This window comes from Streptomyces sp. NBC_00667 (assembly GCF_036226825.1).
Lineage (GTDB): Bacteria > Actinomycetota > Actinomycetes > Streptomycetales > Streptomycetaceae > Streptomyces.
Genome location: NZ_CP109022.1, coordinates 1,447,428 through 1,472,830, shown reverse-complemented (window position 1 = coordinate 1,472,830; position 25,403 = coordinate 1,447,428). Strand labels below are relative to the sequence as shown.

At 73.3% G+C, this 25,403-nt stretch carries 26 protein-coding genes; 19 read left to right on the top strand and 7 right to left on the bottom strand.

From position 1 onward, the window contains the following. The first annotated feature begins 1 nt into the window (after position 1). Complete coding sequence (locus tag OHA81_RS07105) at positions 2 to 742, top strand: SseB family protein (RefSeq protein WP_329193832.1); 741 nt, start codon at positions 2 to 4, stop codon at positions 740 to 742. A gap of 115 nt (positions 743 to 857) precedes the next feature. Here the strand turns inward: OHA81_RS07105 and OHA81_RS07100 are convergent, their stop codons facing one another. Then, the gene (locus OHA81_RS07100) at positions 858 to 1,244 is read right to left on the bottom strand and encodes a DUF1844 domain-containing protein (RefSeq protein WP_329193830.1); all 387 of its coding nucleotides are present in this window, start codon (positions 1,242 to 1,244) and stop codon (positions 858 to 860) included. 355 nt (positions 1,245 to 1,599) lie between these two features. On the opposite strand from OHA81_RS07100, the gene infC reads away from it, so the two are divergent. From infC to OHA81_RS07055, 9 genes are all read left to right on the top strand, one after another. Continuing rightward, a complete protein-coding gene (gene infC / locus OHA81_RS07095) occupies positions 1,600 to 2,334 on the top strand; it encodes a translation initiation factor IF-3 (protein ID WP_329193828.1) in 735 nt (244 codons plus the stop codon). 102 nt (positions 2,335 to 2,436) lie between these two features. Further along, positions 2,437 to 2,631: a 50S ribosomal protein L35 gene (gene rpmI / locus OHA81_RS07090; protein ID WP_030387121.1), complete on the top strand. Its 195-nt coding sequence runs from the start codon at positions 2,437 to 2,439 to the stop codon at positions 2,629 to 2,631. A gap of 103 nt (positions 2,632 to 2,734) precedes the next feature. Beyond that, a complete protein-coding gene (rplT, locus tag OHA81_RS07085) occupies positions 2,735 to 3,121 on the top strand; it encodes a 50S ribosomal protein L20 (RefSeq protein ID WP_007263143.1) in 387 nt (128 codons plus the stop codon). A 172-nt stretch (positions 3,122 to 3,293) separates the two neighbouring features. Then, positions 3,294 to 4,154 (top strand): TrmH family RNA methyltransferase, encoded by an 861-nt coding sequence (locus OHA81_RS07080; protein WP_329193826.1) that lies wholly within the window; start codon positions 3,294 to 3,296, stop codon positions 4,152 to 4,154. A gap of 57 nt (positions 4,155 to 4,211) precedes the next feature. Further along, a complete protein-coding gene (locus tag OHA81_RS07075; protein ID WP_329193824.1) occupies positions 4,212 to 5,375 on the top strand; it encodes a sensor histidine kinase in 1,164 nt (387 codons plus the stop codon). A 150-nt stretch (positions 5,376 to 5,525) separates the two neighbouring features. Beyond that, on the top strand, positions 5,526 to 6,653 hold the full coding sequence (pheS, locus tag OHA81_RS07070; protein ID WP_329193822.1) for a phenylalanine--tRNA ligase subunit alpha: 1,128 nt from the start codon (positions 5,526 to 5,528) through the stop codon (positions 6,651 to 6,653). Beyond that, complete coding sequence (pheT, locus tag OHA81_RS07065; RefSeq protein ID WP_329193820.1) at positions 6,653 to 9,181, top strand: phenylalanine--tRNA ligase subunit beta; 2,529 nt, start codon at positions 6,653 to 6,655, stop codon at positions 9,179 to 9,181. Before pheS ends, pheT begins: the two co-directional genes overlap by 1 nt. A gap of 530 nt (positions 9,182 to 9,711) precedes the next feature. Further along, entirely contained in the window at positions 9,712 to 11,049 is a 1,338-nt protein-coding gene (locus tag OHA81_RS07060) for a transcriptional regulator (protein ID WP_329193819.1), read from the top strand. Between the two features lie 53 nt (positions 11,050 to 11,102). Next, positions 11,103 to 11,633 (top strand): NUDIX hydrolase, encoded by a 531-nt coding sequence (locus OHA81_RS07055; protein ID WP_329193817.1) that lies wholly within the window; start codon positions 11,103 to 11,105, stop codon positions 11,631 to 11,633. A 4-nt stretch (positions 11,634 to 11,637) separates the two neighbouring features. Here OHA81_RS07055 and OHA81_RS07050 read toward each other — a convergent pair whose 3' ends face one another. After that, a complete protein-coding gene (locus tag OHA81_RS07050; protein ID WP_329193815.1) occupies positions 11,638 to 12,531 on the bottom strand; it encodes a 3-hydroxybutyryl-CoA dehydrogenase in 894 nt (297 codons plus the stop codon). A 154-nt stretch (positions 12,532 to 12,685) separates the two neighbouring features. On the opposite strand from OHA81_RS07050, the gene OHA81_RS07045 reads away from it, so the two are divergent. Further along, entirely contained in the window at positions 12,686 to 13,957 is a 1,272-nt protein-coding gene (locus OHA81_RS07045; RefSeq protein ID WP_329193814.1) for a glycoside hydrolase family 10 protein, read from the top strand. A gap of 59 nt (positions 13,958 to 14,016) precedes the next feature. Here OHA81_RS07045 and OHA81_RS07040 read toward each other — a convergent pair whose 3' ends face one another. Both OHA81_RS07040 and OHA81_RS07035 read right to left on the bottom strand, forming a co-directional pair. Continuing rightward, positions 14,017 to 14,214, bottom strand: a complete 198-nt coding sequence (locus tag OHA81_RS07040) for a DUF1918 domain-containing protein (RefSeq protein ID WP_329193812.1) — start codon at positions 14,212 to 14,214, stop codon at positions 14,017 to 14,019. A 56-nt stretch (positions 14,215 to 14,270) separates the two neighbouring features. Beyond that, positions 14,271 to 15,176 (bottom strand): DMT family transporter, encoded by a 906-nt coding sequence (locus tag OHA81_RS07035; protein WP_329193810.1) that lies wholly within the window; start codon positions 15,174 to 15,176, stop codon positions 14,271 to 14,273. Between OHA81_RS07035 and OHA81_RS07030 the strand changes: the two genes are divergently transcribed. Continuing rightward, positions 15,175 to 16,635, top strand: a complete 1,461-nt coding sequence (locus tag OHA81_RS07030) for an aminotransferase-like domain-containing protein (protein ID WP_329193808.1) — start codon at positions 15,175 to 15,177, stop codon at positions 16,633 to 16,635. The genes OHA81_RS07035 and OHA81_RS07030 overlap by 2 nt on opposite strands. A 40-nt stretch (positions 16,636 to 16,675) precedes the next feature. Continuing rightward, complete coding sequence (locus OHA81_RS07025) at positions 16,676 to 17,422, top strand: N-acetyltransferase (protein WP_329193807.1); 747 nt, start codon at positions 16,676 to 16,678, stop codon at positions 17,420 to 17,422. 6 nt (positions 17,423 to 17,428) lie between these two features. On the opposite strand, the gene OHA81_RS07020 is transcribed toward OHA81_RS07025, so the two are convergent. Then, positions 17,429 to 17,563 carry a hypothetical protein gene (locus OHA81_RS07020; protein ID WP_329193805.1) on the bottom strand — a complete coding sequence of 45 codons (135 nt, stop codon included), beginning with the start codon at positions 17,561 to 17,563 and terminating at the stop codon, positions 17,429 to 17,431. Between the two features lie 115 nt (positions 17,564 to 17,678). Beyond that, positions 17,679 to 18,932 carry an MFS transporter gene (locus OHA81_RS07015; RefSeq protein ID WP_329193803.1) on the bottom strand — a complete coding sequence of 418 codons (1,254 nt, stop codon included), beginning with the start codon at positions 18,930 to 18,932 and terminating at the stop codon, positions 17,679 to 17,681. Between the two features lie 82 nt (positions 18,933 to 19,014). On the opposite strand from OHA81_RS07015, the gene OHA81_RS07010 reads away from it, so the two are divergent. The 6 genes from OHA81_RS07010 to OHA81_RS06985 all read left to right on the top strand — a co-directional run bounded on the left by OHA81_RS07010 (position 19,015) and on the right by OHA81_RS06985 (position 24,647). After that, a complete protein-coding gene (locus tag OHA81_RS07010; protein WP_329193802.1) occupies positions 19,015 to 19,584 on the top strand; it encodes a CGNR zinc finger domain-containing protein in 570 nt (189 codons plus the stop codon). A 71-nt stretch (positions 19,585 to 19,655) separates the two neighbouring features. Next, positions 19,656 to 20,684 (top strand): N-acetyl-gamma-glutamyl-phosphate reductase, encoded by a 1,029-nt coding sequence (argC, locus tag OHA81_RS07005; protein ID WP_329193800.1) that lies wholly within the window; start codon positions 19,656 to 19,658, stop codon positions 20,682 to 20,684. 43 nt (positions 20,685 to 20,727) lie between these two features. Next, entirely contained in the window at positions 20,728 to 21,900 is a 1,173-nt protein-coding gene (gene argJ, locus OHA81_RS07000; RefSeq protein ID WP_329193798.1) for a bifunctional glutamate N-acetyltransferase/amino-acid acetyltransferase ArgJ, read from the top strand. Beyond that, positions 21,897 to 22,835 carry an acetylglutamate kinase gene (gene argB, locus OHA81_RS06995; protein ID WP_329193796.1) on the top strand — a complete coding sequence of 313 codons (939 nt, stop codon included), beginning with the start codon at positions 21,897 to 21,899 and terminating at the stop codon, positions 22,833 to 22,835. Before argJ ends, argB begins: the two co-directional genes overlap by 4 nt. Then, positions 22,832 to 24,100 carry an acetylornithine transaminase gene (locus tag OHA81_RS06990; protein WP_329193794.1) on the top strand — a complete coding sequence of 423 codons (1,269 nt, stop codon included), beginning with the start codon at positions 22,832 to 22,834 and terminating at the stop codon, positions 24,098 to 24,100. Before argB ends, OHA81_RS06990 begins: the two co-directional genes overlap by 4 nt. A 7-nt stretch (positions 24,101 to 24,107) precedes the next feature. After that, complete coding sequence (locus OHA81_RS06985) at positions 24,108 to 24,647, top strand: arginine repressor (protein ID WP_329193792.1); 540 nt, start codon at positions 24,108 to 24,110, stop codon at positions 24,645 to 24,647. Between the two features lie 64 nt (positions 24,648 to 24,711). Here OHA81_RS06985 and OHA81_RS06980 read toward each other — a convergent pair whose 3' ends face one another. Continuing rightward, a complete protein-coding gene (locus OHA81_RS06980; protein WP_329202049.1) occupies positions 24,712 to 25,398 on the bottom strand; it encodes a L,D-transpeptidase family protein in 687 nt (228 codons plus the stop codon). Positions 25,399 to 25,403: the final 5 nt, after the last annotated feature.

The following is a 25,403-nucleotide window of genomic DNA, read 5'->3' as shown; positions in this document are numbered from 1 at the left end:
TGTGGCGAACAAGAACATTCCCGACCCCGGTTTCTCCGACGACGACGGCTCCGCCGATCCCGCGCTGAGCGCGGCCCTGGCCGCCTGGGCGCAGGACCGCTCGCGCGAACCGCAGGTGCTGGCGGCCCTCAAGGGCGCCCGCCTGCTGGTGCCCGTCGTCGCCGTGCTCGGGGAGGCCGAGACCGACCCCGAGACGGGTCTGCGGCGCGAGAAGACCAGCGACATGGCCGTCCCCACCCTGACCGCGGGAAACCGCCGGGCCCTGCCGGCCTTCACCTCCACGGCCTCCCTGGCGCTGTGGGACCCGGCGGCCCGCCCGGTGGCGGTCCCGCTGCACCAGGCCCTGGCGGCCGCCGCGCACGAGAAGGCCGACACGGTCGTGCTCGACCTGGCCGGTCCGGTTCCGTACCAGCTCACCGGCCCGGCCCTGCTGGCCCTCGCGGAGGGCCGTACGGACCCGGACCCGCTGGCCGACCCGGCCGTGCGCGAGGCCGTACGGGCGGCGGTGGCGGGGGAGCCCGACGTGCTGCGCGCCCACCTCGGCCCGGGGAGCGCCGGCTCCGACGGCACCCTCGCGATCGTGCCGGCCTCCGACGCAGGGGGCCCGGCGGCCGCCCGCCGGGTCGCCGAGGCGCTCGCGGCCGACGAGACGCTGCGCGGCCGGCTGGTGCGCGGGCTGGACCTTGCCCTGCTGCCGGCGGCCGCCGCGCCGCCGCCGGGGGAGCCGCTCTTCACCCGCTGACGCCGGCGGCCCGCAGGGCCGCGTCGATCCAGGCCGCGTACGTACGCACAAGGGCCGGGACGGCCGCCGAGCGGCTGTCCCGGCCCTTCGCGGTCCGTTCGGTGAGGGGCGCGCCCTACGCGTACACCGGACCCGTGAACTTCTCGCCCGGTCCCTGGCCCGGCTCGTCCGGCACGATCGAGGCCTCGCGGAAGGCAAGCTGGAGCGACTTGAGGCCGTCGCGCAGCGGGGCCGCGTGGAAGGAGCTGATCTCGGTGGCGCTCGCGGTGACCAGGCCGGCGAGGGCGGTGATCAGCTTGCGGGCCTCGTCGAGGTCCTTGTGCTCGGAGTCGGGCTTGTCCAGGCCCAGGTTGACCGCCGCGGCGCTCAGCAGGTGCACGGCCACCGTGGTGATCACCTCGACGGCGGGCACGTCCGCGATGTCGCGGGTCATGGCGTCGTAGTCGGGAGCGTCCGGCGTGGAGCCGTCCTCGGTGGCGGGGGTGGGGGTCGCGTCAGTCATGCTCCACACGATAAGCCGGGTCGCGCCGGCCGCGGACCGCCCGGCTCCGGGTGAGCGGCCCTGGCGCGGAATGCTATATTGGGCTACGACCGGCCGGAGACCTGTGTCCCCGGCCCACAAGTGGAGGCTCCGATTCTCCCACCTGACCGCCTTTCGGGGCGGCGGGTCACCGGTCTGGTGGCATCCATCGTTCCGTACGGACGATGGAAAGCCGCCCGAGTCTGCGCCCCGCGGTTCGCACGCGACGGTGCTCCGGTTGTTTTGGAGCCCCTGCCTGTGTCCCGGCGGGGCTTTTTTGGTTCCCGCCGTGGCCGGTCTGACGACACCAACGTCAACGGCTGTCTGCCAGGCAGTCGTGTGGTGCTACCGAGGAGGATCCATCAGCACCGAGCCCCGCATCAACGACCGGATTCGCGTTCCCGAGGTACGACTCGTCGGTCCCAGCGGCGAGCAGGTCGGCATCGTGCCGCTTGCCAAGGCGCTTGAGCTCGCGCAGGAGTACGACCTCGACCTGGTCGAGGTCGCGGCGTCCGCACGCCCGCCGGTCTGCAAGCTCATGGACTACGGCAAGTTCAAGTACGAGTCGGCCATGAAGGCCCGTGAGGCGCGCAAGAACCAGGCGCACACGGTCATCAAGGAAATGAAGCTCCGGCCGAAGATCGACCCGCACGACTATGACACCAAGAAGGGTCACGTCGTTCGGTTCCTCAAGCAGGGCGACAAGGTCAAGATCACGATCATGTTCCGTGGTCGCGAGCAGTCCCGGCCGGAACTCGGCTACCGACTGCTGCAGCGCCTCGCTTCGGACGTCGAGGACCTCGGGTTCATCGAGTCGAACCCGAAGCAGGACGGCCGAAACATGATCATGGTTCTCGGTCCGCACAAGAAGAAGACCGAGGCGATGGCCGAAGCCCGCGAGGCGCAGGCCGCCCGCAAGGCCGAGCGCCAGGGCGTGGCCCCCGCCGGCGAGGAGGAGGCTTCCGAGGAAGCCGCCACCGCCGTCGAGGCCGACGCCGACGAGGCAGACGTCTCCGCCGAGGCCGCCTCCGACGAGGCGGACACCTCCCACGAGGCATCTGCCGAGGCCTGATCCCGAGGCAGCCCGTCTCGGAATCACCGACACAACATGACGCTCCCGTCAGCCGGTCCCCAGGACCGGCGGGAGCGCCACCGACGAGGAGATAACGGCGCTATGCCGAAGAACAAGACGCACAGCGGTTCCAAGAAGCGCTTCAAGATCACCGGCTCCGGCAAGGTGCTCCGTGAGCGCGCCGGCAAGCGCCACCTGCTCGAGCACAAGTCGTCCCGTGTCACCCGCCGCCTGACCGGCACCGCGGAGATGGCCCCCGGCGACGCCGCGAAGATCAAGAAGCTTCTCGGCAAGTGACGTACTCCGCTCCCCTCGCCGGGAGCGGTACGTCGAGACCGGGACCCCATCTGAATTCGGGCCGTGTGAAGACACCCACGGCCCCGCTACAAGGAGTTAAAAAGTGGCACGCGTCAAGCGGGCAGTAAACGCCCACAAGAAGCGCCGGGCGATCCTCGAGGCGGCCTCCGGCTACCGCGGTCAGCGTTCGCGCCTGTACCGCAAGGCCAAGGAGCAGGTCACCCACTCGCTGGTCTACAACTTCAACGACCGCAAGAAGCGCAAGGGCGACTTCCGTCAGCTGTGGATCCAGCGCATCAACGCCGCTGCCCGCCAGAACGGCATGACGTACAACCGCCTCATCCAGGGTCTCAAGGCCGCCAACATCGAGGTGGACCGCAAGATCCTCGCGGAGCTGGCCGTCAACGACGCCAACGCGTTCGCCGCGCTGGTCGAGGTCGCGCAGAAGGCCCTCCCGGCCGACGTCAACGCCCCGAAGGCCGCTGCCTAAGGACTTGGCCGGCCGCGTCGCGCAGTCGGCACCCACGGACCCGCAGGCGATTCGCCTGCGGGTCCGTGTGCTTTCATCCCGGCGGCCCGGCCGCCCCCGTGGCCGGAGCGCCGCGGCCCCGCCGGCCCCGCCCGCCCCGGACCCCCGAGCCCGAGAGAGAACCGCAGACACCATGGGTTACCCCGCCGAGCCGATCTCCCCCCGATCCCCGCGGGTGGCCGCCGCCAGGCGCCTGGCGCGGCGCAACTTCCGCACCAAGGAGCGCCGGTTCATCGCCGAGGGCCCGCAGGCGGTCCGCGAGGCCGTCGAGCACCGCGGCCCCGGGGGTACGTCGACCCTCATCGAGCTGTTCGCCACCGTCGAGGCCGCCGAGCGGTACGCCGACATCGTCGAAGCCGCGCTGCTGGCCGGGGCGCGCGTGCACTACGCCGGCGACGAGGTGCTCGCCGAGGTCTCGCAGACCGTCACCCCGCAGGGACTGGTCGGTGTCTGCCAGTTCCTCGATTCGCCGTTCGAGGACATCCTGGCGGCCGGCCCGAAGCTGGTCGCCGTCCTCGCCCACGTCCGCGACCCCGGCAACGCCGGTACCGTGCTGCGCTGCGCGGACGCGGCCGGAGCCGACGCGGTGGTGCTGACCGACGCCTCCGTGGACCTGTACAACCCGAAGTCGGTACGCGCCTCCGTGGGCTCCCTGTTCCACCTGCCGGTGGCCGTCGGGGTGCCGGTCGAGCAGGCCGTGCAGGGGCTGCGGGCGGCCGGCGTACGGATCCTGGCGGCCGACGGGGCCGGCGAGGACGACCTGGACGCCGAACTGGACGCGGGCACCATGGGCGGCCCGACCGCCTGGGTCTTCGGCAACGAGGCGTGGGGGCTGCCGGAGGAGACCCGGGCGCTGGCGGACGCCGTCGTACGCGTCCCGATCCACGGCAAGGCGGAGAGCCTGAACCTCGCCACGGCCGCCGCGGTGTGCCTGTACGCATCCGCGCGTGCACAGCGGGCGTCCGGAGGGTGCCGCTCCGTGACCCCCAGCTAGTAATGTGGCGGCCCGGGGGGCCCACTGCGGTACTCGGAGATGTGGGGTAGCGGGGACATGAGCGTCGGTACGAACAGCTCACCGGCGGCGGCCGGAGAGGCCGGGCCGTCGGGCCGCGCCGTTCCCGCGCAGGCCGCCCCGGCGGACCTCGGGGCCCTGGGGATAGACGCCGACGACCTCCCCGACGGGCTGGTCGTCGCCGACCACACCGGCCGGGTCATCTGCTTCAACTCCGCCGCCGCCCGGATCACCGCGCTCGCGCCCGGCGAGGCCCTCGGGGCGCGGATCGACCGGGCGCTGCCCCTGGAGGACCTCGAAGGCCGCCGCTGGTGGACGCTGACGGACCCGTACGGGGGCCTGGCCACCCGGCGCGGACAGCCCGAGCGGAACCTGCTGCTCCCCGGCGGCCGGGAGGTGCTGGTCTCCGCCCGCTACGTGCGCACGCACCCCACCGGCCCGCTGCGCCGCCTGGTGATCACCCTGCGCGGCACCGAGGCGCGGCGCCGCACCGAGCGCAGCCACGCCGAGCTGATCGCCACCGTCGCGCACGAGCTGCGCTCCCCGCTGACCTCCGTCAAGGGTTTCACCGCGACCCTGCTCGCCAAATGGGGCCGCTTCACCGACGACCAGAAGCTGCTGATGCTGGAGACCGTCGACGCGGACGCCAACCGCGTCACCCGGCTGATCGCGGAGCTGCTGGACATCTCCCGCATCGACTCGGGGCGGCTGGAGGTGCGCCGGCAGCCGGTGGACATCGCCACCGCCGTCGGCCGGCACGTCCAGGCGCTGACCGCGAACGGGCAGGCCCCCGACCGGTTCCTCGTACGGGTCAGCCGCCCGCTGCCCGACCTGTGGGCCGACCCGGACAAGATCGACCAGATCCTGGGCAACCTGCTCGAAAATGCGGTGCGCCACGGTGAGGGAACCGTCACCATCGACGTATCGCCGACCACCTTCGCGAACGCCGCGGGGAAGACCGAGAAGGGAACCGCCGTCACCGTGACCGACGAGGGCCCCGGCATCCCCGAGGAGTCGATGGGCCGCGTGTTCACCCGCTTCTGGCGGGGCAGCAAACGCGGCGGCACCGGCCTTGGCCTGTACATCGTCAAGGGCATCGTGGAGGCGCACGGAGGCACCATCACGGTCGGCCGCGGCCCCGGCGGGGGCGCCGAGTTCCGATTTATCCTGCCCGTCGCCGCCCCGGCCTACCTCACGCAGTAACCCTGCGGAACGTCTCGCCAGGCGGCCCACGGGCCCCTTCAACCCCGGCGACCTTTAGACTCGTGCTTTGGCACCTTTGTGTCTCTGTATCGATCGGTCTGATCGTTCCGTACGGGGACCACCAGCCAGCCATCGGAAGTACGGGAAGAGATGTCGGCACCGAACAAGTCGTACGACCCTGTCGAGGTCGAGGCACTGAAACCGGAAGAGATCGAGCGCATGCGGGACGAGGCGCTCGCCGCCTTCGCGGCCGCCGGCGACCTCGACGAGCTCCGTGAGGCGAAGACCGCGCACATGGGCGACCGCTCGCCCCTGGCGCTCGCCAACCGCGAGATCGGCGCCCTGCCGCCCCAGGCGAAGGCCGAGGCCGGCAAGCGCGTCGGCCAGGCCCGCGGCGCCGTGAACAAGGCCTTCGGGGCCCGCACCGTCGAGCTCGAAGCCGAGCGCGACGAACGGGTGCTGGTCGAGGAGGCAGTGGACGTCACGCTGCCCTACGACCGCGTCCCGGCGGGCGCCCGCCACCCCCTGACCACCCTGATGGACCGCATCGCGGACATCTTCGTGGGCATGGGGTACGAGGTCGCGGAGGGCCCCGAGGTCGAGGCGGAGTGGTTCAACTTCGACGCCCTCAACTTCACGCCCGACCACCCGGCGCGCCAGATGCAGGACACCTTCTTCGTCCAGGGGCCCGCCGGCACCGAGGGCGACGAGTCGGGCGTCGTGCTGCGCACCCACACCTCCCCGGTGCAGGCGCGCTCGCTGCTGGAGCGCAAGCCGCCCGTCTACATCGTCTGCCCGGGCCGGGTGTACCGCACCGACGAGCTCGACGCGACGCACACCCCGGTCTTCCACCAGGTCGAGCTGCTCGCCGTGGACGAGGGCCTCACCATGGCGGACCTCAAGGGCACCATGGACCACATGGTCCAGGAGCTCTTCGGCGAGGGCACCACCACGCGCCTGCGCCCCCACTTCTTCCCGTTCACCGAGCCGTCCGCCGAGATGGACATGCAGTGCTACGTGTGCCGCGGCGAGTCGGTGGGCAACCCCGACCGCCCGTGCCGTACCTGCTCCAGCGAGGGCTGGATCGAGCTCGGCGGCTGCGGCATGGTCAACCCCAAGGTGCTCGTCGCCTGCGGCGTCGACCCGGAGAAGTACAGCGGCTTCGCCTTCGGCTTCGGCATCGAACGGATGCTGATGTTCCGCCACAACGTAGAAGACATGCGAGACATGGTCGAGGGTGACGTCCGTTTCACCCGGCCGTTCGGGATGGAGATCTGATGCGGGTCCCGCTTTCTTGGCTGCGGGAGTACGTCGACCTCCCCGCGGGTGAAACCGGTCGCGACGTCGCGGCCAAGCTCGTCGACGCCGGCCTGGAGGTCGAGACCGTCGAGCAGCTCGGCGCCGGGCTCAAGGGCCCCCTGGTCGTCGGCCAGGTCCTGACCATCGAGGAGCTGGAGGGCTTCCGCAAGCCGATCCGCTTCTGCACGGTCGACGTCGGACAGGCCAACGGCACCGGTGAGCCGCAGGAGATCGTCTGCGGCGCCCGGAACTTCTCCGTCGGCGACAAGGTCGTCGTGGTCCTGCCCGGCGCGGTGCTGCCCGGCGACTTCGCGATCGCCTCGCGCAAGACGTACGGCAAGACCTCGCACGGCATGATCTGCTCCGGCGAGGAGCTGGGCATGGGCGACGACGGCACGCACGGGATCATCGTGCTGCCGCCCGAGCACGAGGTCGGCACCGACGCGATCGAGCTGCTCCAGCTCGTCGACGAGGTCCTCGACATCGACATCACCCCGGACCGCGGCTACTGCATGTCTATGCGCGGTGTGGCCCGCGAGGCCGCCACCGCGTACGGCCTGCCGCTGCGCGACCCGGCGCTGCTGGACGTGCCCGCGCCGAACTCGTACGGCTACCTCGTCAAGATCGACGACCCGGCCGGCTGCGACCGCTTCACCGCCCGTACGGTGACCGGTCTCGACCCGGAGGCGCGCTCCCCGATCTGGCTCACGCGCCGCCTGCAGAAGGCGGGCATGCGCCCGATCTCGCTCGCCGTCGACGTCACCAACTACGTGATGCTGGAACTCGGCCAGCCGCTGCACGCGTACGACCGCTCGCGTCTGGACGGCGCGATCGGCGTCCGCCGCGCCGAGCAGGGCGAGAAGTTCACCACGCTCGACGGGGTCAAGCGCACGCTCGACGCCGAGGACCTGGTGATCACCGACAACAGCGGGCCGATCGGGCTCGCCGGTGTCATGGGCGGCGCCGACACCGAGATCGCCGACTCCGTCACGGACCCGGAGACCGGCCAGGTCACGGGCACCACGGACGTGGTCATCGAGGCCGCGCACTTCGACTCCGTGTCGATCTCGCGCACCGCCCGCCGGCTCAAGCTGTCCTCCGAGGCGTCCAAGCGCTTCGAGCGGGGCGTCGACCCGCAGGCCGCCGCCGCGGCCGCGCAGCGGACCGTCGACCTGCTGGTGCTGCTCGCCGGCGGTACCGCCGAGGCCGGAGTCACCGAGCTCACCGCCCCGGGCGCCCCGCGCACGATCGCGATGAGCGCGGACCACCCGGACCGGGTGGCGGGCATGGACTACGGCCGCGAGACCGTCGTACGCCGCCTCCAGGAGATCGGCTGCGACGTCTACGGGCAGGACGAGCTCGTCGTCGCCGTCCCGTCCTGGCGGCCCGACCTCGCCGAGCCGAACGACCTCGCCGAAGAGGTCATCCGGCTGGAGGGCTACGGGAACCTCCCCTCGACCCTGCCGCAGGTGCCCTCCGGCCGCGGTCTGACCGCCCGCCAGCAGCTGCACCGCCGGGTCGGCCGCGCGCTGGCCGGCGCGGGGTACGTCGAGGCGCTCAGCTACCCGTTCCTCGGCGAGGGCGTCTTCGACCAGCTCCAGCTGCCCGCGGACGACGCCGCCCGGCGGGTCGTCAAGCTGGTCAACCCCATCTCCGACGAGGAGCCGGCGCTGCGCACGACGCTGCTGCCGGGCCTGCTGGGCGCGCTGCGCCGCAACGACAGCCGGGGCAGCCACGACCTCGCGCTGTTCGAGACCGGTTCGGTCTTCCTGGCCGGCGAGCGGGCGGGTGTCGCCGTACGGCTGCCCGTCGACCGTCGTCCCACGGACGAGGAGATCGCCACGCTGAACGCGGCCCTGCCCGCCCAGCCGCGGTACGCCGCGGTCGTGCTGGCCGGTGCGCGCGAAGCGGCCGGCTGGTGGGGCAAGGGCCGGCCTGCCGACTGGGCGGACGCGGTGCAGGCCGCGCGCTCGCTTGCGGCCGAGGCCGGTACGGAGCTCGTGGTGCGCCAGGGCCAGTACGGCCCGTGGCACCCGGGCCGGTGCGCCGAGCTGGTCGTCACCCTGGACGGGGTGGAGACGGTCATCGGCCACGCCGGTGAGCTGCACCCGCGCGTGGTCAAGGCGATGGGCCTGCCGGCGCGGACCAGCGCGATGGAACTCGACCTGGACCGCCTCGCGGCGGCCGGCGGCGAGGCCGTGCGGGCGCCGCGGATCTCCACCTTCCCGGTGGCGACCCAGGACGTCGCGCTGATCGTGGACGCCTCGGTTCCGGCGGCTGCCGTAGAGGCGGCGCTGCGCGAGGGCGCGGGCGAACTCCTCGAATCGCTGCGGCTGTTCGACGTGTTCACCGGTGAGCAGGTCGGGGAGGGCAAGAAGTCCCTGGCGTACGCGCTGCGCTTCCGCGCGGCCGACCGGACGCTGACGGCGGAGGAGTCGACGGCGGCGCGTGACGCGGCCGTGGCGCTGGCCGCGGAGCGGGCGGGGGCGGTGCTGCGGGGCGCGTAGCCGCCGCAGGTCTTGACGAGGGGCGCATCCGGGTCACCGGATGCGCCCCTCACCCGTTCCCGTGCTCTGCCGGGCTCTGCGGCCGCGCCGCCGCCACCAATCGCCGGCGGGGCTGGTTCCTTCAGCCCCGCCGGCGATTGAGGCGCAGGTCCGGGCGGAGCCCGTGTCGGGAGAGTGGGCATCCCCGGGCGGGACGGCGCACCGGGTCCCGGTGGATGGGCCCGGTGCGCGGTCGCCCCGGCCCCCGCGCGGCCCGGCGACCAACCGGGCGCCCGCAGGAACCGTGGCGCGCCGCCCGCCTGCCGTGGAGTGTCGGGCAGACAACAGGACGGGCGGCGCGGTGCCGGGTCGTCGCACTGTACGAGGGGGAGCCGACGACCCGGGCGGCCTCTTGGCGAGGCCCTTAAGTGAAGCGCCCCCGGGCACCCCCGCGGCAGGGTGCGTATCGCATTTATGCGCGTACTCGGTTCACACCCCGTGTGAACCCCGCACCCACTAGCCTGAGCGGGACGAGCCCTTGGAGGGGCCCCATGCAGCCCAATGCCCTGCTCGACGCCCTCCTCGCCGAGGCGGGAATGTCCCACGCCGGTCTCGCCGCGCACGTCAACCAGGCGGGCCGGTCCCGCGGACTTGCGCTGCGCTACGAACACACCGCCGTCTCCCGTTGGTTGAAGGGGCAGCGGCCGCGCGGTCAGGTGCCCGAGCTGATCTGCGAGGTGCTCGGCGGACGGCTGCGGCGGCCCGTCTCGCTGGACGACGCCGGGCTCGGCCCGCCCGGGCAGCCCGCGTCCCACCCGACCCCGCTCAGCGGCTTCGTCGACCGGGCGGCCGCGCTGTGGCGGGCCGACGAGCAGGGACGCTCCCGCTCGGCGGCCGTGGCGGCGCTCACGGGGACGCCCGCGGTGATCCCGGTCTGGGAGTGGGAGAACCCGCCCGAGGACTGCGACGTGTCCCGCGAGGGCCCCCAGCGCATCGGCCCCGAGCACATCGAGATCCTCGGTGCCGCCCGCGCCCACTACGAGCTGATGTACCGCCGCTCGGGCGGCCTCGCCACCCGTTCCCGCATCGTGCGCTTCCTCGGCAGCGAGACCGCGCCCATGCTGCGCGGGAGCTACCCCGACGCCCTCGGGCGGCAGTTGCACCGGGCGACCGGGTCGCTGGTGGCCGTTGCGGGAATTTGCGCGTACGACTCGGACGCCCACGGCCTCGCGCAGCGGTACTTCCACCAGGCGCTGCGGCTCGCGAAGGCCAGCGGTGATCGGGGGCTCGGGGCGTACGTGATCGCGCTGCTCGTCAACCAGTCGCTGCACCTGCGGGACCACCGGCAGGCCGTCGCCTTCGCCGAGGCCGCGCTGCGCTCCGCCGGACGGCACACCACCCCGGCCCTGGCCGCCGATCTGTACGCGATGCAGGCCAAGGCCTACGCCCGGCTCGGCGACGGCGCGGCCGCGTTGGCCTGCATCCGGCACGCGGAGGCGGCAGCCGAGCGGATCCGCCCCGGCGCGGAGCCGGCCGAGACCGGATACGTACAGCCGGGGCTGGTCAACGTACAGGTGGCCGAGGCGCTGCTCAGCCTCGGCGACCTCGACGCCGCGCACGAGCAGGCGGCGGCGGCCGCCGGGACTCCGGCACACGAGCGCGGGCGCGTCCACCGGCTCGCCATGCTGTGCGAGATCCAGCTGCGGCAGGGGGAGGCGGACCGGGCGGTGGCGTCGGCGGCCGAAATGGCGGAGCGGGCCAAGGGGATGGAGTCGCTGCGGCTGCGCGACCGGTTGCGCGCGGTCCGCGAGCAGCTGCTGACCAGCGGCTGCTCGGGCGCCGAGGAGACCGCGGGCCTCATCGACGGGGCGCTGCGCGTTCCCCTGTGACGCCCCCGACTGCTGCCATGTTGCCACCCGTTCGAAAAGAAGGTGGCAAAGCCGTGCAGTGGACGAACCTGAGTGAGCAGACCGTGTACAAGAACCGCTGGTTCGATGTGAACCTCGCCGATGTGGAACTCCCCGACGGGCGGCACCTGGACCACTTCGTGATCCGGTTGCGGCCCGTCGCCGCGGCCACGGCCGTCAACGACGCGAACGAGGTGCTGCTGCTGTGGCGCCACCGTTTCATCACCGACAGCTGGGGCTGGGAACTGCCCGCGGGGGTGGTCGAGGACGGTGAGGACGTCGCGGCCGCGGCCGCCCGCGAAATGGAGGAGGAGTCGGGCTGGCGGCCCGGCCCCCTGCACCACCTGATGACGGTCGAGCCCTCCAACGGGCTGACCGACGCCCGCCACCACCTCTACTGGGCCGACGGAGCCACGTACACCGGCCACCCGGAGGACGGCTTCGAATCCTCGCGCCGCGCCTGGGTCCCGCTCAAACAGGTCCCCGACATGATCGCCCGGGGCGAGGTACCGGCCGCCAACATGGCGGCCGGCCTGCTCCTGCTGCGCCACCTGCGCCTGGGGTGAGCGGTCAGCCGTACGGGTAGAAGCCCGCGCCCGTCTTGCGGCCGAGGCGGCCGGCGTCGACCATCCGCTGGAGCAGCGGGGGAGCGGCGTACAGCGGCTCCTTGAACTCGGCGTACATGCTGTCCGCGACCGAGGCGACGGTGTCCAGGCCGATCAGGTCCGCCAGCTTCAGCGGGCCCATCGGGTGGGCGCAGCCCAGCTCCATGCCGTTGTCGATGTCCTCGCGGCTGGCGATGCCGGACTCGAACATCCGGATGGCCGACAGCAGGTACGGGATGAGCAGCGCGTTGACCACGAAGCCGGACCGGTCCTGGGCGCGGATCGCGTGCTTGCCGAGCACGTCCCGCACCAGGGCCTCGGCCCGCTTGACGGTCTCCTCGCCCGTGGTCAGCGCGGGGATCAGCTCGACCAGCTGCTGCACGGGGGCCGGGTTGAAGAAGTGGATGCCGATCACCTGGTCGGGCCGCGAGGTCGAGACGGCCAGCTTGACCAGCGGGATCGAGGAGGTGTTGGACGCCAAGATCGCGTCCGGGCGGGTGACGACCTGGTCCAGGACCTGGAAGATCTCCGTCTTGACCTGCTCGTTCTCCACGACGGCCTCGATGACGAGGTCACGGTCGGCGAATTCGCCGAGGTCGGTGGTGAAAGTGAGGCGGGCCAGGGTGGCGTCCCGCTCCTCCTCGCTGATCTTGCCGCGTTCGGCGGCCTTGGTCAGGGAGTTGTACAGCCGGGTACGTCCGATCTCCAGGGCCTCGCCCGTGGTCTCGGCGACCTTGACCTCAAGGCCACTGCGGGCGCACACCTCGGCGATACCCGCGCCCATCTGGCCACAGCCCACTACGCCGACTCGAACGATGTCGGAAGGGAGGTCAGTCACTTCGTGCCTTTCGCTGCTCATCCGTCGGCGGGTCCCCCGTGCTCGGCAGTGGTAACTGCTGCCCGGCGCCCGCCACGCCCCACGACGTTACCCCCGACCTTCCACCGGGTGGCGGCCCGGGGCGGGCATGCTGGGCGAACGCGAGCGATGTCACAGAACGGAACGGAGCCGTCACATGGCGCACATCGGACGACGCAGGCTACTGGCGGGAGCGGCGGGCCTGCTGGCCGCGCAGGCGGCGGCGGGCCCCGCACGGGCCGCACGGGCCGCACGGGCCGCACGGGCCGCGCGGGCGGCCGCGGGCGGGCGCCGCGGGGCCGGCCCGGCGGAGTTCCGGGCCATGTGGATCGCCTCCGTGGAGAACGTCGACTGGCCCTCGAAGGCCGGCCTGTCCGCCGACCGGCAGCGCGCGGAGCTGCTGTCCCTGCTGGACACCGCCGTGGAGCGCCGGCTGAACGCCGTGATCCTCCAGGTCAGGCCCGCGGCGGACGCCATGTGGCCCTCGCCCCCGGAGCCCTGGTCACAGTGGCTGACCGGGACCCAGGGCCGCGACCCCGGCTGGGACCCGCTGGGTACGGCGGTCGCCGCCGCGCACGAGCGGGGGCTGGAACTGCACGCCTGGTTCAACCCCTACCGGGTGGCCAACCACACCGACCCCGACCGGCTCGCCGACACCCACCCGGCCCGCCGCAACCCCGAGTGGGTGGTCCCGTACGGGGGGAAGCTGTACTACAACCCCGGGATGCCCGAGGTGCGGGCGTTCGTGCAGGACGCCATGGCCGACGCCGTGGCCCGCTACCCGGTGGACGGGGTGCACTGGGACGACTACTTCTACCCGTACCCCGCCGAGGGCGAGGAGTTCGACGACGACGCCGCGTTCGAGGAGTACGGCGGCTCGTTCGACTCCCGCGGGGACTGGCGCCGGGACAACACCGACACCCTGGTCCGGGAGATGTCCGAGCGGCTGCGCCGGATCCGGCCGGCGGCCCGGTTCGGGGTGAGTCCGTTCGCCGTCTGGCGCAACGACGACGTGGACCCGCTGGGCTCACGCACCCGCGCGGGAGTCAGTACGTACGACGACCTGTACGCGGACACCCGCAAGTGGGTGAAAGAGGGCTGGCTCGACTACATCGTGCCGCAGGCCTACTGGCAGCTCGGGCACCCGACCGCCGACTACGCCGAGATCGTGCCGTGGTGGGCCCGTACGGTCGCGGGGACGGGGGTGAGCCTGTACGTGGGGGAGGCGCTGTACCGCTGCGACGCCGACAGTCCGACCGAGGCCTGGCGGGATCCGGCGGAGCTGTCGCGGCACGTGAGCTTCGCCAAGGGCTGCCCCGAGGTCCGCGGCCACGTCTACTTCTCGGCGAAGCAGGTGGTCGCGGACCCCAACGGGGCGATGGCCCGGGTGGTCGCCGATCACTATCCGACGCCGGTGCCGCCGCGCTGACCCGGCTGCGGACGGGCTCGGGCTCAGCAGGGTCTTTCAGGAGACGGGGGAAGGAGGGGTCACTGGGTGGTTTCGGTCGGGTGCTTGACCACGCAGTCGGGGCCCGGGGACATCACGGCCTCGTGTCCGTCCTGGAAGCGGACGCGGTAGGGAGGTGTGCCGTTCTCCCCCAGGACCTGCGTGATCTCTCCGACCTTGTCGTGCTGGCCCACGATCCTGCCGTGCTGCACCAGCTGGTCGCCCTCGGTCGCGCGCATAGCTGACCTCCTCGGTGGCGGTCCGATCCGTGCTAGCAGTTTAGGCCGACAGGTACCTATTTGACCCGTTGGGTCACTGCGATGCAGACCAGGACCGCGCAGGCGGCGACCGGCGCGGCCGGCGACAGCCGCTCGCCCAGCAGCGCCACCGACCAGACCAGGGTCAGCAGCGGCTGGGCGAGCTGGAGCTGGCTGGCCCGGACGGCGCCGATCTCCGCCATGCCCCGGTACCAGACGTACAGGCCGAAGAAGGACGACCCCGCCGCCACCCAGACCAGCCCGGCCAGCCCGTGCCAGTTCAGGTGCACCGGCTCGTGGGCGAGCCCGACCGCCGAACCCACCAGTGCGAGGGGCAGGCACACGACCAGCGCCCAGCCGATCACCTGCCAGCCGGGCAGCACGCGCGCCAGCCGGCCGCCCTCCGTGTAACCGGCCGCGCACACCAGCAGTGCGCCGAACAGGTACACGTCGCCGGTCGACAGGGAGCCGCCGCTCTGCCCGAGGGTGAAGGCGAGGACGACCACCGCTCCGGTGACGGCCGCGGCCCAGAAGCGGCCCGACGGCCGGGCGCCGGTGCGCAGCGAGGACACCACCGCGGTGGTCAGCGGCAGCAGACCCACGACGACGGCGGCGTGCGAGGTGGTGGAGGTCTGGAGCGCGAGGGTGGTCAGCAGCGGGAAGCCGACCACGACCCCGCCAGCGACCACCAGCAGCCCGCCCCAGTGCTCCCGCGCGGGAAGCGGCACGCGCAGGGCGAGCAGGAAGCCGCCCGCCACCAGCGCCGCCAGGACGCCGCGCAGGGCGACGAGCGACCAGGGGCCGAAGCTCTCCAGGCCCCAGGCGGTGCCGGGGAAGGTCAGGGAGAAGGCGGTGACGCCGAGCGCCGCCAGTGCGGTTCCGCCCCTCACCGATCCCCGGACCGCTATCGGAGAGGCGAGAGTAGCGCTATTCTGTGCTGTCATGTACGAGCGTAGCAGTGTGGCGGCCTTGGCAGAATCCCTGCGAGCCGAGCTGAACCGCTACTCGATAGGGGGAAAGCTCCCGTCGAGTCGGGCCTTGGTGGAGCGCTACCGGGTCAGCCCCGTCACCGTCTCCCGGGCCCTCGCCCAGCTCGCCGCCGAAGGGCTGGTCGTCACCCGGCCCGGCGCCGGGGTGTTCCGCGCGCCGCCCCGTACGTCGGCCCCCGCACCCGGGGACACCTCGTGGCAGGAGGTCACCCTCACTGCCGAGGGCGCCGGGGACGTCGTACCCCGCTCCGTCGACGCCTCCGGGGTGCTGGTGACCCTGGCTGCGCCGCCGCCCGGGGTGATCGAGCTGCACAGCGGCTACCTGCACCCCTCGCTCCAGCCCGAGCGGGCCATGGCGGCGGCCCTGGCCCGGGCGGGGCGCAGGCCGGGCGCGTGGGGGCGGCCGCCCGTGGAGGGGCTGCCCGAGCTGCGCGACTGGTTCGCCCGGGAGATCGGCGGCGCGGCCCGCGTCCTCACCGCGGCCGACGTCCTGATCACCGCGGGCGGCCAGAGCGCGCTGACCACCGCCCTGCGGGCGCTGGCGCCGCCCGGGGCCCCGATCCTCGTGGAGTCGCCGACCTACCCCGGCCTGCTGGCGATCGCCCGCGCCTCGGGGTGCCGGCCCGTGCCGGTCCCCGTCGACTCCGAGGGGGTCCGGCCGGAGCTGCTCGCCGCCGCCTTCGAAGCGACGGGCTCGCAGGTGTTCGTGTGCCAGCCGCTGTTCCAGAACCCGACCGGCGCGGTGCTGACGGAGGCCCGGCGCCGCGAGGTGCTCCGGATCGCGCGGGCCGCCGGGGCCTTCGTGGTCGAGGACGACTACGCCCGGGCGCTGGCCCACGAGGACGCCGGAGCGCTGCCCCCTGCGCTCGCCGCCGAGGACGAGGACGGGGTGGTGGTCCACGTACGGTCCCTGACCAAGGTCACCTCGCCCAGCATGCGGGTGGGGGCGCTGGCCGCCCGGGGCCCGGTGCTGGACCGGCTGCGCGCCATCCAGGTCGTGGACAGCTTCTTCGTGCCCCGGCCGCTCCAGGAAGCCGCCCTCGAACTGGTCGGCGCACCCGCCTGGCCGCGCCACCTGCGCGCCGTCGCCGCCGAGCTGCGCCACCGCCGGGAGGTGCTCGCGGGCGCGCTGCGCCGGGAGCTGCCCGCCCTGGAGGTGCCCCACCTGCCGCGCGGCGGCTACCAGTTGTGGGCCCGGCCGGGCGAGGGCGTCGACGACACCGCCTTCGCGGCGGCCGCGCTGCGGGCCGGTGTGGCCGTCGCCCCCGGCCGGCCCTACTTCTGCGCCGAGCCGCCCGGCCCGTACGTCCGCCTCAGCTTCGCCGGGGTCGCGGCCGCGGCGGAGCTGACCGAGGCGGTGCGGCGGCTGCGCGACGGCTCGGGGACGGCGGGCCCGAACGGCAGCGGGGCGTAAAGCGCTTGAGGGGGACACGGGTGCGTCCTAGCCTGCGGGCATGACCGGCATCCTGATCACCACCCTCGCGCAGCGGCCCGAACTGACCGGCCGCCTCTGGGACATGGCCAACCCCTGGCCGGAGTTCGCCCGTCAAGACCCCGTCTCCTCGCTGCTGTACCCGTGGATGGTGGCCGAGCTGAACGAGTACGTGTTCATCGCCACGGACGGCGACGAGGTGGTCGCCCGCGCGTTCAGCGTGCCCTTCGCCCTGCACGCGGACGGCCGTGGGGCGCTGCCCGTGCGGGGCTGGGACCAGGTTCTCATGTGGGCCTGCGCGGACCGGCGGGACGGGACCCGGCCCGACACGGTCAGCGCCATCGAGATAACGGTCGCCCCCGGCCGGCAGGGCCAGGGCCTCTCCCCCCTGATGCTCGCCGCGATGCGGGACAACGCCCGCGCGCACGGTTTCGCGGAGGTGGTGGCGCCCGTCCGGCCGAACGGGAAACCGGCCGAGCCGGACACCCCGATGGAGGAGTACGCGTTCCGCACCCGCGAGGACGGATTGCCCTGCGACCCGTGGCTGCGGGTGCACGTGCGGGCGGGTGCCGTCATCGACTCGGTGGCTCCGCTGTCCATGACGATCAGCGGCTCGCTCGCGCAGTGGCGGGAGTGGACGGGCCTGCCGTTCGACGCGCCGGGACCGGTGCGGGTGCCCGGAGCGCTCGTCCCGGTCCACTGCGAACCGCAGCACGACCACGCGGTGTACGTCGAGCCGAACGTGTGGGTCCGCCACCCGCTCGGGTAGCGCGCCTCAGGCCTCGGACGCCTGCTCTGCGGTCACCTCGACGGGTTCGGGGTCCGGCCCGGAGAGCAGGTCTTCGAACGCGCCCATCCCGATCAGGAACAGCATCATCAGAACCGGTACGCACAGGGCTGCGAAGAGCACGAGAGCCTCCCCATGGGAACCCGAAGGAACTCCGCCCGGCTGGGCCGGCCACTGCGGCGGGGCCATGCCCAGTGTGCGTCCGAACGGGGTGCCCTGCATCTCGGCGGCCCCGCGCTCATCCCCGGGGGCCGGAGCGGGCCCGTGCGGTCGCCTTCGCCGCCGGTCGGCGGGGTGGTTGCGGGCGGCTGACGAGCGGGCCGACAACGAGGAGTTGGACGACCGCCAGCGCCAGGCACAGGCCCGCGGTGCCGGCCCACAAGGCGGCGGCCCCGGCGTGGGCGAGGAGCTGGGTGGCGGTGACCGGGGCGGCGGTCGTGGCGATGCCCCAACTGGTCCCGTACACCGCGAGGTAGCGGTCCGTTGCGCCCGGCGGCGCCAGGTCCGCCACGACGCTGAACGCCCGGCCCATGACGAGCACCTCGCCCAGGCTCCACACGACGGTGGCCGCCAGGAGCGCGGGCAGCGTGTGCGCCACCGCGTAGCCGGCCAGGCCGGCCGCCATCAGCGTGTAGCCGAGGGCGAGGGCCGCCGAGGCGGGCAGCGCGGCCGGACGCCGCAGGCGCAGCACCGGCTGGGCGGCGACGGCGGTCACGGCCGAGGCGGTGAACAGCAGCCCCGCGTCGGCCGGGGCAAGGCCGATGCGGGGCAGGGTGAGCGGCAGCGCGACCACGATCTGCAGGCAGACCAGCGCGAAGACGGTGCCGGCCGCCGACACGGCCCACAGCGCCCGGTCCCGCCACGGCCGGACCGGCTCCGGCTCCCGCCCCGGCTCCGGCTCCCGCCCCGGCTCCCCGCTCCGGCCGGTCCGGGCGGACGCGCGGCGGGGGCGGTCGGCGGGCAGGGCGATGCGCAGGAGCAGTGCGCAGGCCAGGCAGGTGAGGGCGTCGGCGACGAACAGCCAGCGCAGGTCCCACCGGCCCAGGGCCGTGGCGATCAGTCCGGCGCCGGTGCCGCCCGCGGCGAGCGCGGCGTTCAGCAGGCCGAACGCGCGCACCCGCTCGGCGGGCCCGACGGCGTCGGCGATCAAGCCCTGGCTCGGCGGCTCGTACAGCTCGAAGGCCAGGCCGAGCAGGATCGCGAAGGCCGCCACGGCGGCCAGGGAGCCGGCGGCCGCGATCCCCAGCTGCGCGAGGGCGCACCCCGTCAGGCCGAGCACGATCGTGCGGCGGCGCCCGAGGCGGGCCGCCAGGCGGCCGCCGGCCAGCCGGGAGGGAATGGTCGCGAGGCCGAAGGCGGCGCAGAGCAGGCCGGCGGTGGTGGCGCCGGCGCCGAATTCCGCGCTGATCAGGACGGTCAGGAAGGGCAGGGAGAAGGCGCCGAGCCGGTTGATCGCCCGCGCCGCCACCAGCAGCCATACGGTCCGCGGCACGCCGCCACCCCTCGCGTAACTGTCGAATCGGCTAATGTCAGTCACAGGAACGCTAGCCAGGGAAGGAGTGACTGGTCAAGTGATGTTCGACAGTCACGTGGCGGTACTGCTGGAGCAGGCCGTGTCGCTCGTGAACACGCTGACCGACGGGGAATCGCGCGGCCGCCCCTACGCCGCGCCCCGCGGAGCGGAACTGCCGCAGGCGATCGACGCCGCCGTATCGCGCCACGCCGCCTCGCTGCCGCGTGACATCGACTCCGCGCAGGCGCAGTACATGGCCGAAGCGGCCGGGCGGATGCGCGAGGTCTTCCGGGCCATGCAGGACGCGGAGCCGGACGCCGCCGCACGGGCCGTGAACGCCCTGCTGCGCGACACCGCTGCCCGGCCCCGGCTGGACCGCGCCGAAGGCGGGCCCTGGCAGGTGCACTTCCACGGCGCGAACGACTCCTTCGCCGCGGGATGCAGCGCCAGTTGCGCGACCGCCCTGGCCCTGGCGGTGGGCGGCGGTCTCGCGGGCCGCCTCGGCGTCTGCCGCGCCGACCGCTGTGACCGCGTGTACGTCGACACCTCCCGCAACGCGGCCCGCCAGTTCTGCTCCACCGCCTGCCAGAACCGCACGAAGGCCGCCGCCTTCCGTGCCCGCAAGGGATAGCCGACCGCGGCAGACGGCTTTGCATAAAACTGCGGTGAACCGTATAGTCATGCCATCGAGGAGGAGGTCCGATGGTGGTACGTGTAGCGGTGGCCGGGGCGAGTGGGTACGCGGGCGGGGAAGTGCTGCGCCTGCTGCTCGCGCACCCCGAGGTGGAGATCGGCGCGCTGACCGGGAACACCAACGCCGGGCAGCCGCTCGGTGCGCTGCAGCCGCACCTCGTCCCCCTCGCCGGGCGGACGCTGGAGGCGACCACCCCCGACGTGCTCGCCGGGCACGACGTCGTGTTCCTCGCGCTGCCGCACGGGCAGTCCGCCGCCGTCGCCGCGCAGCTCGGTGAGGACGTGCTCGTCGTCGACATGGGCGCCGACCACCGGCTCAAGGACGCCGCCGACTGGGACGCCTTCTACGGGGCGCCGCACGCCGGCACCTGGCCCTACGGTCTCCCCGAACTCCCGGGCGCCCGCGCAGCGCTGGAGGGGACCAAGCGGATCGCCGTCCCCGGCTGCTTCCCCACCGCCGTCTCCCTCGCGCTCTTCCCGGCGTACGCGGCCGGCCTCGCCGAGCCCGAAGCCGTGGTCGTCGCCGCCACCGGTACCTCCGGCGCGGGCAAGGCGCTCAAGCCGCACCTGCTGGGCTCCGAGGTCATGGGCTCCGTGAGCCCCTACGGGGTGGGCGGCGGCCACCGGCACACGCCCGAGATGGTGCAGAACCTGAGCCCGCTCGCGGGGCGGCGGGTGTCCGTCTCCTTCACCCCGACCCTGGTACCCATGGCCCGCGGCATCCTCGCCACCTGCTCCGCGAAGGCCCTCCCCGGCACCACCGCCGACGCGGTCCGCGCCGCGTACGAGAAGGCGTACGCCGACGAGCCCTTCGTCCACCTCCTGCCCGAGGGGCAGTGGCCGGCCACCCAGTCGGTCTACGGATCCAACGCCGCGCAGATCCAAGTCGCCTACGACGGCTCCGCACAGCGGATCATCGCGATCAGCGCCATCGACAACCTCACCAAGGGCACCGCCGGCGGTGCGGTGCAGAGCATGAACATCGCCCTCGGGCTGCCCGAGCAGCTCGGGCTCTCGGCGATCGGAGTCGCTCCGTGAACACCGCCGGCCGGAAAGCAGCCACCACGAAGAAGGAGATGCAGTGAGCGTCACGGCAGCACAGGGATTCACGGCGGCGGGAATCGCCGCCGGGATCAAGGCGAACGGAAACCCGGACCTGGCCCTCGTGGTCAACAACGGGCCGCGTCTGGCCGCCGCGGGCGTCTTCACCTCCAACCGCGTCAAGGCCGCGCCCGTCCACTGGTCCGAGCAGGTCCTGCGCGGCGGCGCCGTCAGTGCCGTGGTCCTCAACTCGGGCGGCGCGAACGCCTGCACCGGCCCCAAGGGCTTCCAGGACACCCACGCCACCGCCGAAAAGGTGGCGGCCACGCTGAACGGGCTCCGTCCCGGCGCGGAACACAACGCCGGCGAGATCGCCGTGGCCTCCACCGGGCTGATCGGCGTCCTGCTCCCCATGGACAAGCTGCTCCCGGGCATCGACACGGCGGCGGCCGCCCTCTGCGCCGACGGCGGCGAGGCCGCCGCCATCGCCATCAAGACCACCGACACCGTCCACAAGACGGCCGTCGTCACGGGGGGAGGCTGGACGGTCGGCGGCATGGCCAAGGGCGCGGGCATGCTCGCCCCGGGCCTCGCCACCATGCTGGTCGTCCTCACCACCGACGCCGACCTGGACAGCGCCACCCTCGACAAGGCGCTGCGCGCCGCCACCCGCACCACCTTCGACCGGATCGACTCCGACGGCTGCATGTCCACCAACGACACGGTGCTGCTGCTCGCCTCCGGCGCGTCCGGCCAGGTGCCCGCGTACGGGGAGTTCGCGGAGGCCGTACGGGCCGTGTGCGACGACCTCGCCCGCCAGCTGATCGGCGACGCCGAGGGCGCGAGCAAGGACATCCGCATCGAAGTCATCGGCGCGGTGAACGAGGACGACGCGGTCGAGGTCGGCCGGTCCATCGCCCGCAACAACCTCCTCAAGTGCGCCATCCACGGCGAGGACCCCAACTGGGGCCGGGTGCTCTCCGCGATCGGCACCACCAAGGCCTCCTTCGACCCGGACCGGCTCAACGTCGCCATCAACGGCATCTGGGTCTGCAAGAACGGCAGCGTCGGCCAGGACCGCGACCTGGTCTCGATGAAGGACCGCGAGGTCCGCATCACCGCCGACCTGGCCTCCGGTTCCGAGTCCGCGGTGATCTGGGCCAACGACCTGACCGCCGAGTACGTCCACGAGAACAGCGCGTACAGCTCATGAGCGCCGACAAGGCCGGGCAGCCCGGCACCGGAACCGCGCGCAAGCACACCGCGCTGCCCAAGGCGCAGATCCTCATCGAGGCGCTGCCCTGGCTCACCCGGCACAACGGCAAGGTCGTCGTCATCAAGTTCGGCGGCAACGCCATGATCGACGAGGACCTCAAGGCGGCCTTCGCCCAAGACGTCGTCTTCCTGCGCCAGGCCGGGCTGAGGCCCGTCGTGGTGCACGGCGGCGGCCCCCAGATCAACGCCCAGCTCGACAAGCAGGGCCTGGTCAGCGAGTTCAAGGCGGGCCTGCGCGTCACCACCCCGGAGGCGATGGACGTCGTACGGATGGTGCTGGCGGGGCAGGTCCAGCGCGAGCTGGTCGGGCTGCTCAACCAGCACGGGCCGCTCGCCGTCGGCATGACCGGCGAGGACGCCCACACCATCACCGCCACCAAGCACAGCCCGCAGATCGACGGCGAACGCGTCGACATCGGACGGGTCGGCGAGATCACCGCCATCGACACCGGCGCGATCGAGGCCCTGCTGGCGGACGGCCGGATCCCGGTCATCTCCTCCATCGCGCGCAGCGCCGACGACCACCACGTGTACAACGTCAACGCCGACACGGCGGCCGCCGCGCTCGCCGCGGCGCTCGGCGCCGAGACGCTGATGGTCCTCACGGACGTCGAGGGCCTGTACGCGGACTGGCCCAACAGCGACGAGGTCATCAGCCGGCTGACGGTGAGCCAGCTGGAGAAGCTGCTGCCCGAGCTGTCCAGCGGCATGGTGCCCAAGATGGAGGGCTGCCTGCACGCCGTCCGCGGCGGTGTCAGCACCGCCCGCGTGATCGACGGGCGGGTCCCGCACTCGATCCTGCTGGAGATCTTCACGGACGAGGGCATCGGCACCATGGTCGTGCCCGACGCACAGGGAGGGGAACCCGAATGACCGGCACGTCCGGCGCGACCGGCAACCAGGAGTACGCGGCCCGCTGGCGGGGGGCGCTGACCGACAACTACGGCACGCCCGCGCTGGCCCTCGTACGCGGCCACGGCGCGCAGGTCTGGGACGCGGACGGCAAGCAGTACACCGACTTCGTCGGCGGCATCGCCGTCAACGCCCTCGGGCACGCGCACCCGGCGGTCGTCGCGGCGGTGACCGCGCAGGTCTCCACCCTCGGCCACGTCTCCAACCTGTACGCCTCCGAACCGGTGCTCGCGCTCGGCGAGCGGCTGCTCCAGCTCTTCGGCCGTCCCGGCCGCGTTTTCTTCTGCAACTCCGGCGCCGAGGCCGCCGAGGCCGCGTTCAAGATCGGCCGGCTCACCGGGCGCACCCACATGGTCGCCACCGACGGCGGCTTCCACGGCCGGACCATGGGCGCGCTCGCGCTCACCGGCCAGCCCGCGAAGCAGACGCCCTTCCTGCCCCTGCCGGGCGACGTCACCCACGTCCCCTACGGCGACGTGGAGGCCCTGCGGGCCGCCGTCACCGAGGAGACGGCGCTGGTGGTCATCGAACCGATCCAGGGCGAGAACGGAGTGGTGGTACCGCCGGCCGGGTACCTGAGGGCCGCCCGCGAGATCACCCGGGCGACCGGGACCCTGCTCGTCCTCGACGAGGTGCAGACCGGCATCGGGCGCTGCGGACAGTGGTTCGAGCACCAGGCCCACGAGGGCGTCGAGCCCGACCTCGTCACGCTCGCGAAGGGCCTCGGCGGCGGGCTGCCGATCGGCGCGGTGGCAGCCTTCGGCCCGGCCGCCGACCTGCTCCGGCCCGGCCAGCACGGCACCACCTTCGGCGGCAACCCGGTCGCCTGCGCCGCCGGCCTCGCCGTGATCGACACCATCGCCACGGACGGGCTGCTGGACCAGGTCAAGGCGCGGGGGGAACGGCTGCGCTCCGCAATCGAGGGCCTGTGCGGCGGGAAGGGCCACCCGTTGGTCTCCCATGTCCGTGGCGCGGGCCTTTTGCTGGGTATCGTGCTGACCGGGCCGCTCGCACCGCAGGTGCAGAAGGCGGCCCAGGACGCCGGCTTCCTGGTCAACGCGCCCGCCCCCGATGTCGTACGGCTCATGCCGCCGTTCGTACTGACCGAGGCCGAGGCGGACGCGTTCGTCCGGGCGCTGCCCGGCGTCCTCGACGCGGCCCAGGCCGCGGCGAACGCGGCCGATGGGGCCGACGAGGCCGATGGGGACGGACGAACCGGGGAATGAGACGACGATGAGTCAGGCGCAGGAACACGAGCAGAACGGCAGCCAGTCCGTCCCGCAGACCCGCACCGCCCGCCACCGCCGGATCGTGGACATCCTCAACCGGCAGCCGGTCCGCTCGCAGAGCCAGCTGGCCAAACTGCTCGCCGACGACGGGCTGAGCGTCACCCAGGCGACGCTCTCCCGCGACCTCGACGAGCTGGGCGCGGTGAAGATCCGCAACACCGGCGGCGAGCTGATCTACGCGGTTCCCAGCGAGGGCGGCTTCCGCACCCCGCAGGCCCCGCTCGGCGAGTCGGCGAAGGAGGAGCGCATGCGGCGCCTCTCCGGGGAACTGCTGATCTCGGCGGAGGCCTCCGCGAACCTCGTGGTCCTGCGCACCCCGCCCGGCGCGGCCCAGTTCCTCGCCTCGGCGATCGACCAGGCCGAACTCCGGTCGATCCTCGGCACGATCGCCGGGGACGACACGTTGATGCTGATCAGCCGGGACCCCTCGGGCGGCCAGGCCCTGGCGGACCACCTGCTGAGGCTGGCGCAGAAGGAAAGCTGACAGGGCCGGGGCCGGGCCCTCTGCTGCGGATCCCGCCCGACCGACGGCCCAGGGTCCGGACGGGCTAGTAGCGGGTCACGGCCAGGGCCCCGGACTCCGTACCGACCACGATGTGCGGGTGCCTGCGCGGGTTCGCCCAGCGCAGGACCGCCCGCATGGCGCGCTTCGGGACGGACACGCAACCGGCCGTCGCGCCCTTGCCGTTGACGTGCAGGAAGATGCCCGCGCCCCGGCCGCGCACCGGCCGGTCGTAGTTGAAGCCGATGACCATGGCGTGCGCGTACTGCTGCCCGTAGGCGGCCAGGTGCTCCGCCTCGCCCGGAGCGCAGTCGGCGGGCAGGGACTCCACCCAGCGGTTGTAGCTCCCCGAGGCGTTGTCCTGGCACCACCAGGAGCGGTCCGACACCCTGCGGTACGGGTACTCCGTGGCCGCCGGGGCGTGCGCGAGGCCGAAGGCGTACGGGAGGTCGTACAGCCCGGCCGGGGTGGTGTTCGTGCCCTGGACCCGGCTCGCCCCCTCGGCCAGCCCGTTCGCCCCGAACCGGGCGGGAGCCCGCCCCTCCTCGTACCACCGCCCCGCGCGCCGGTCCCACCAGGTCAGCCACCCGGAGCTGGAGCCCGCCGTGGGCGCGACGGCCACGATGAGCTGGCTGCCCCCGCCGGTGTCGGCGAGCCGGTCCGGCAGCGGCGGACCGGCCTGGGGGAGCAGGGTGGTGACGACCAGTGGGGCGGCGAGGAGCGCGGTACGCAGCACGT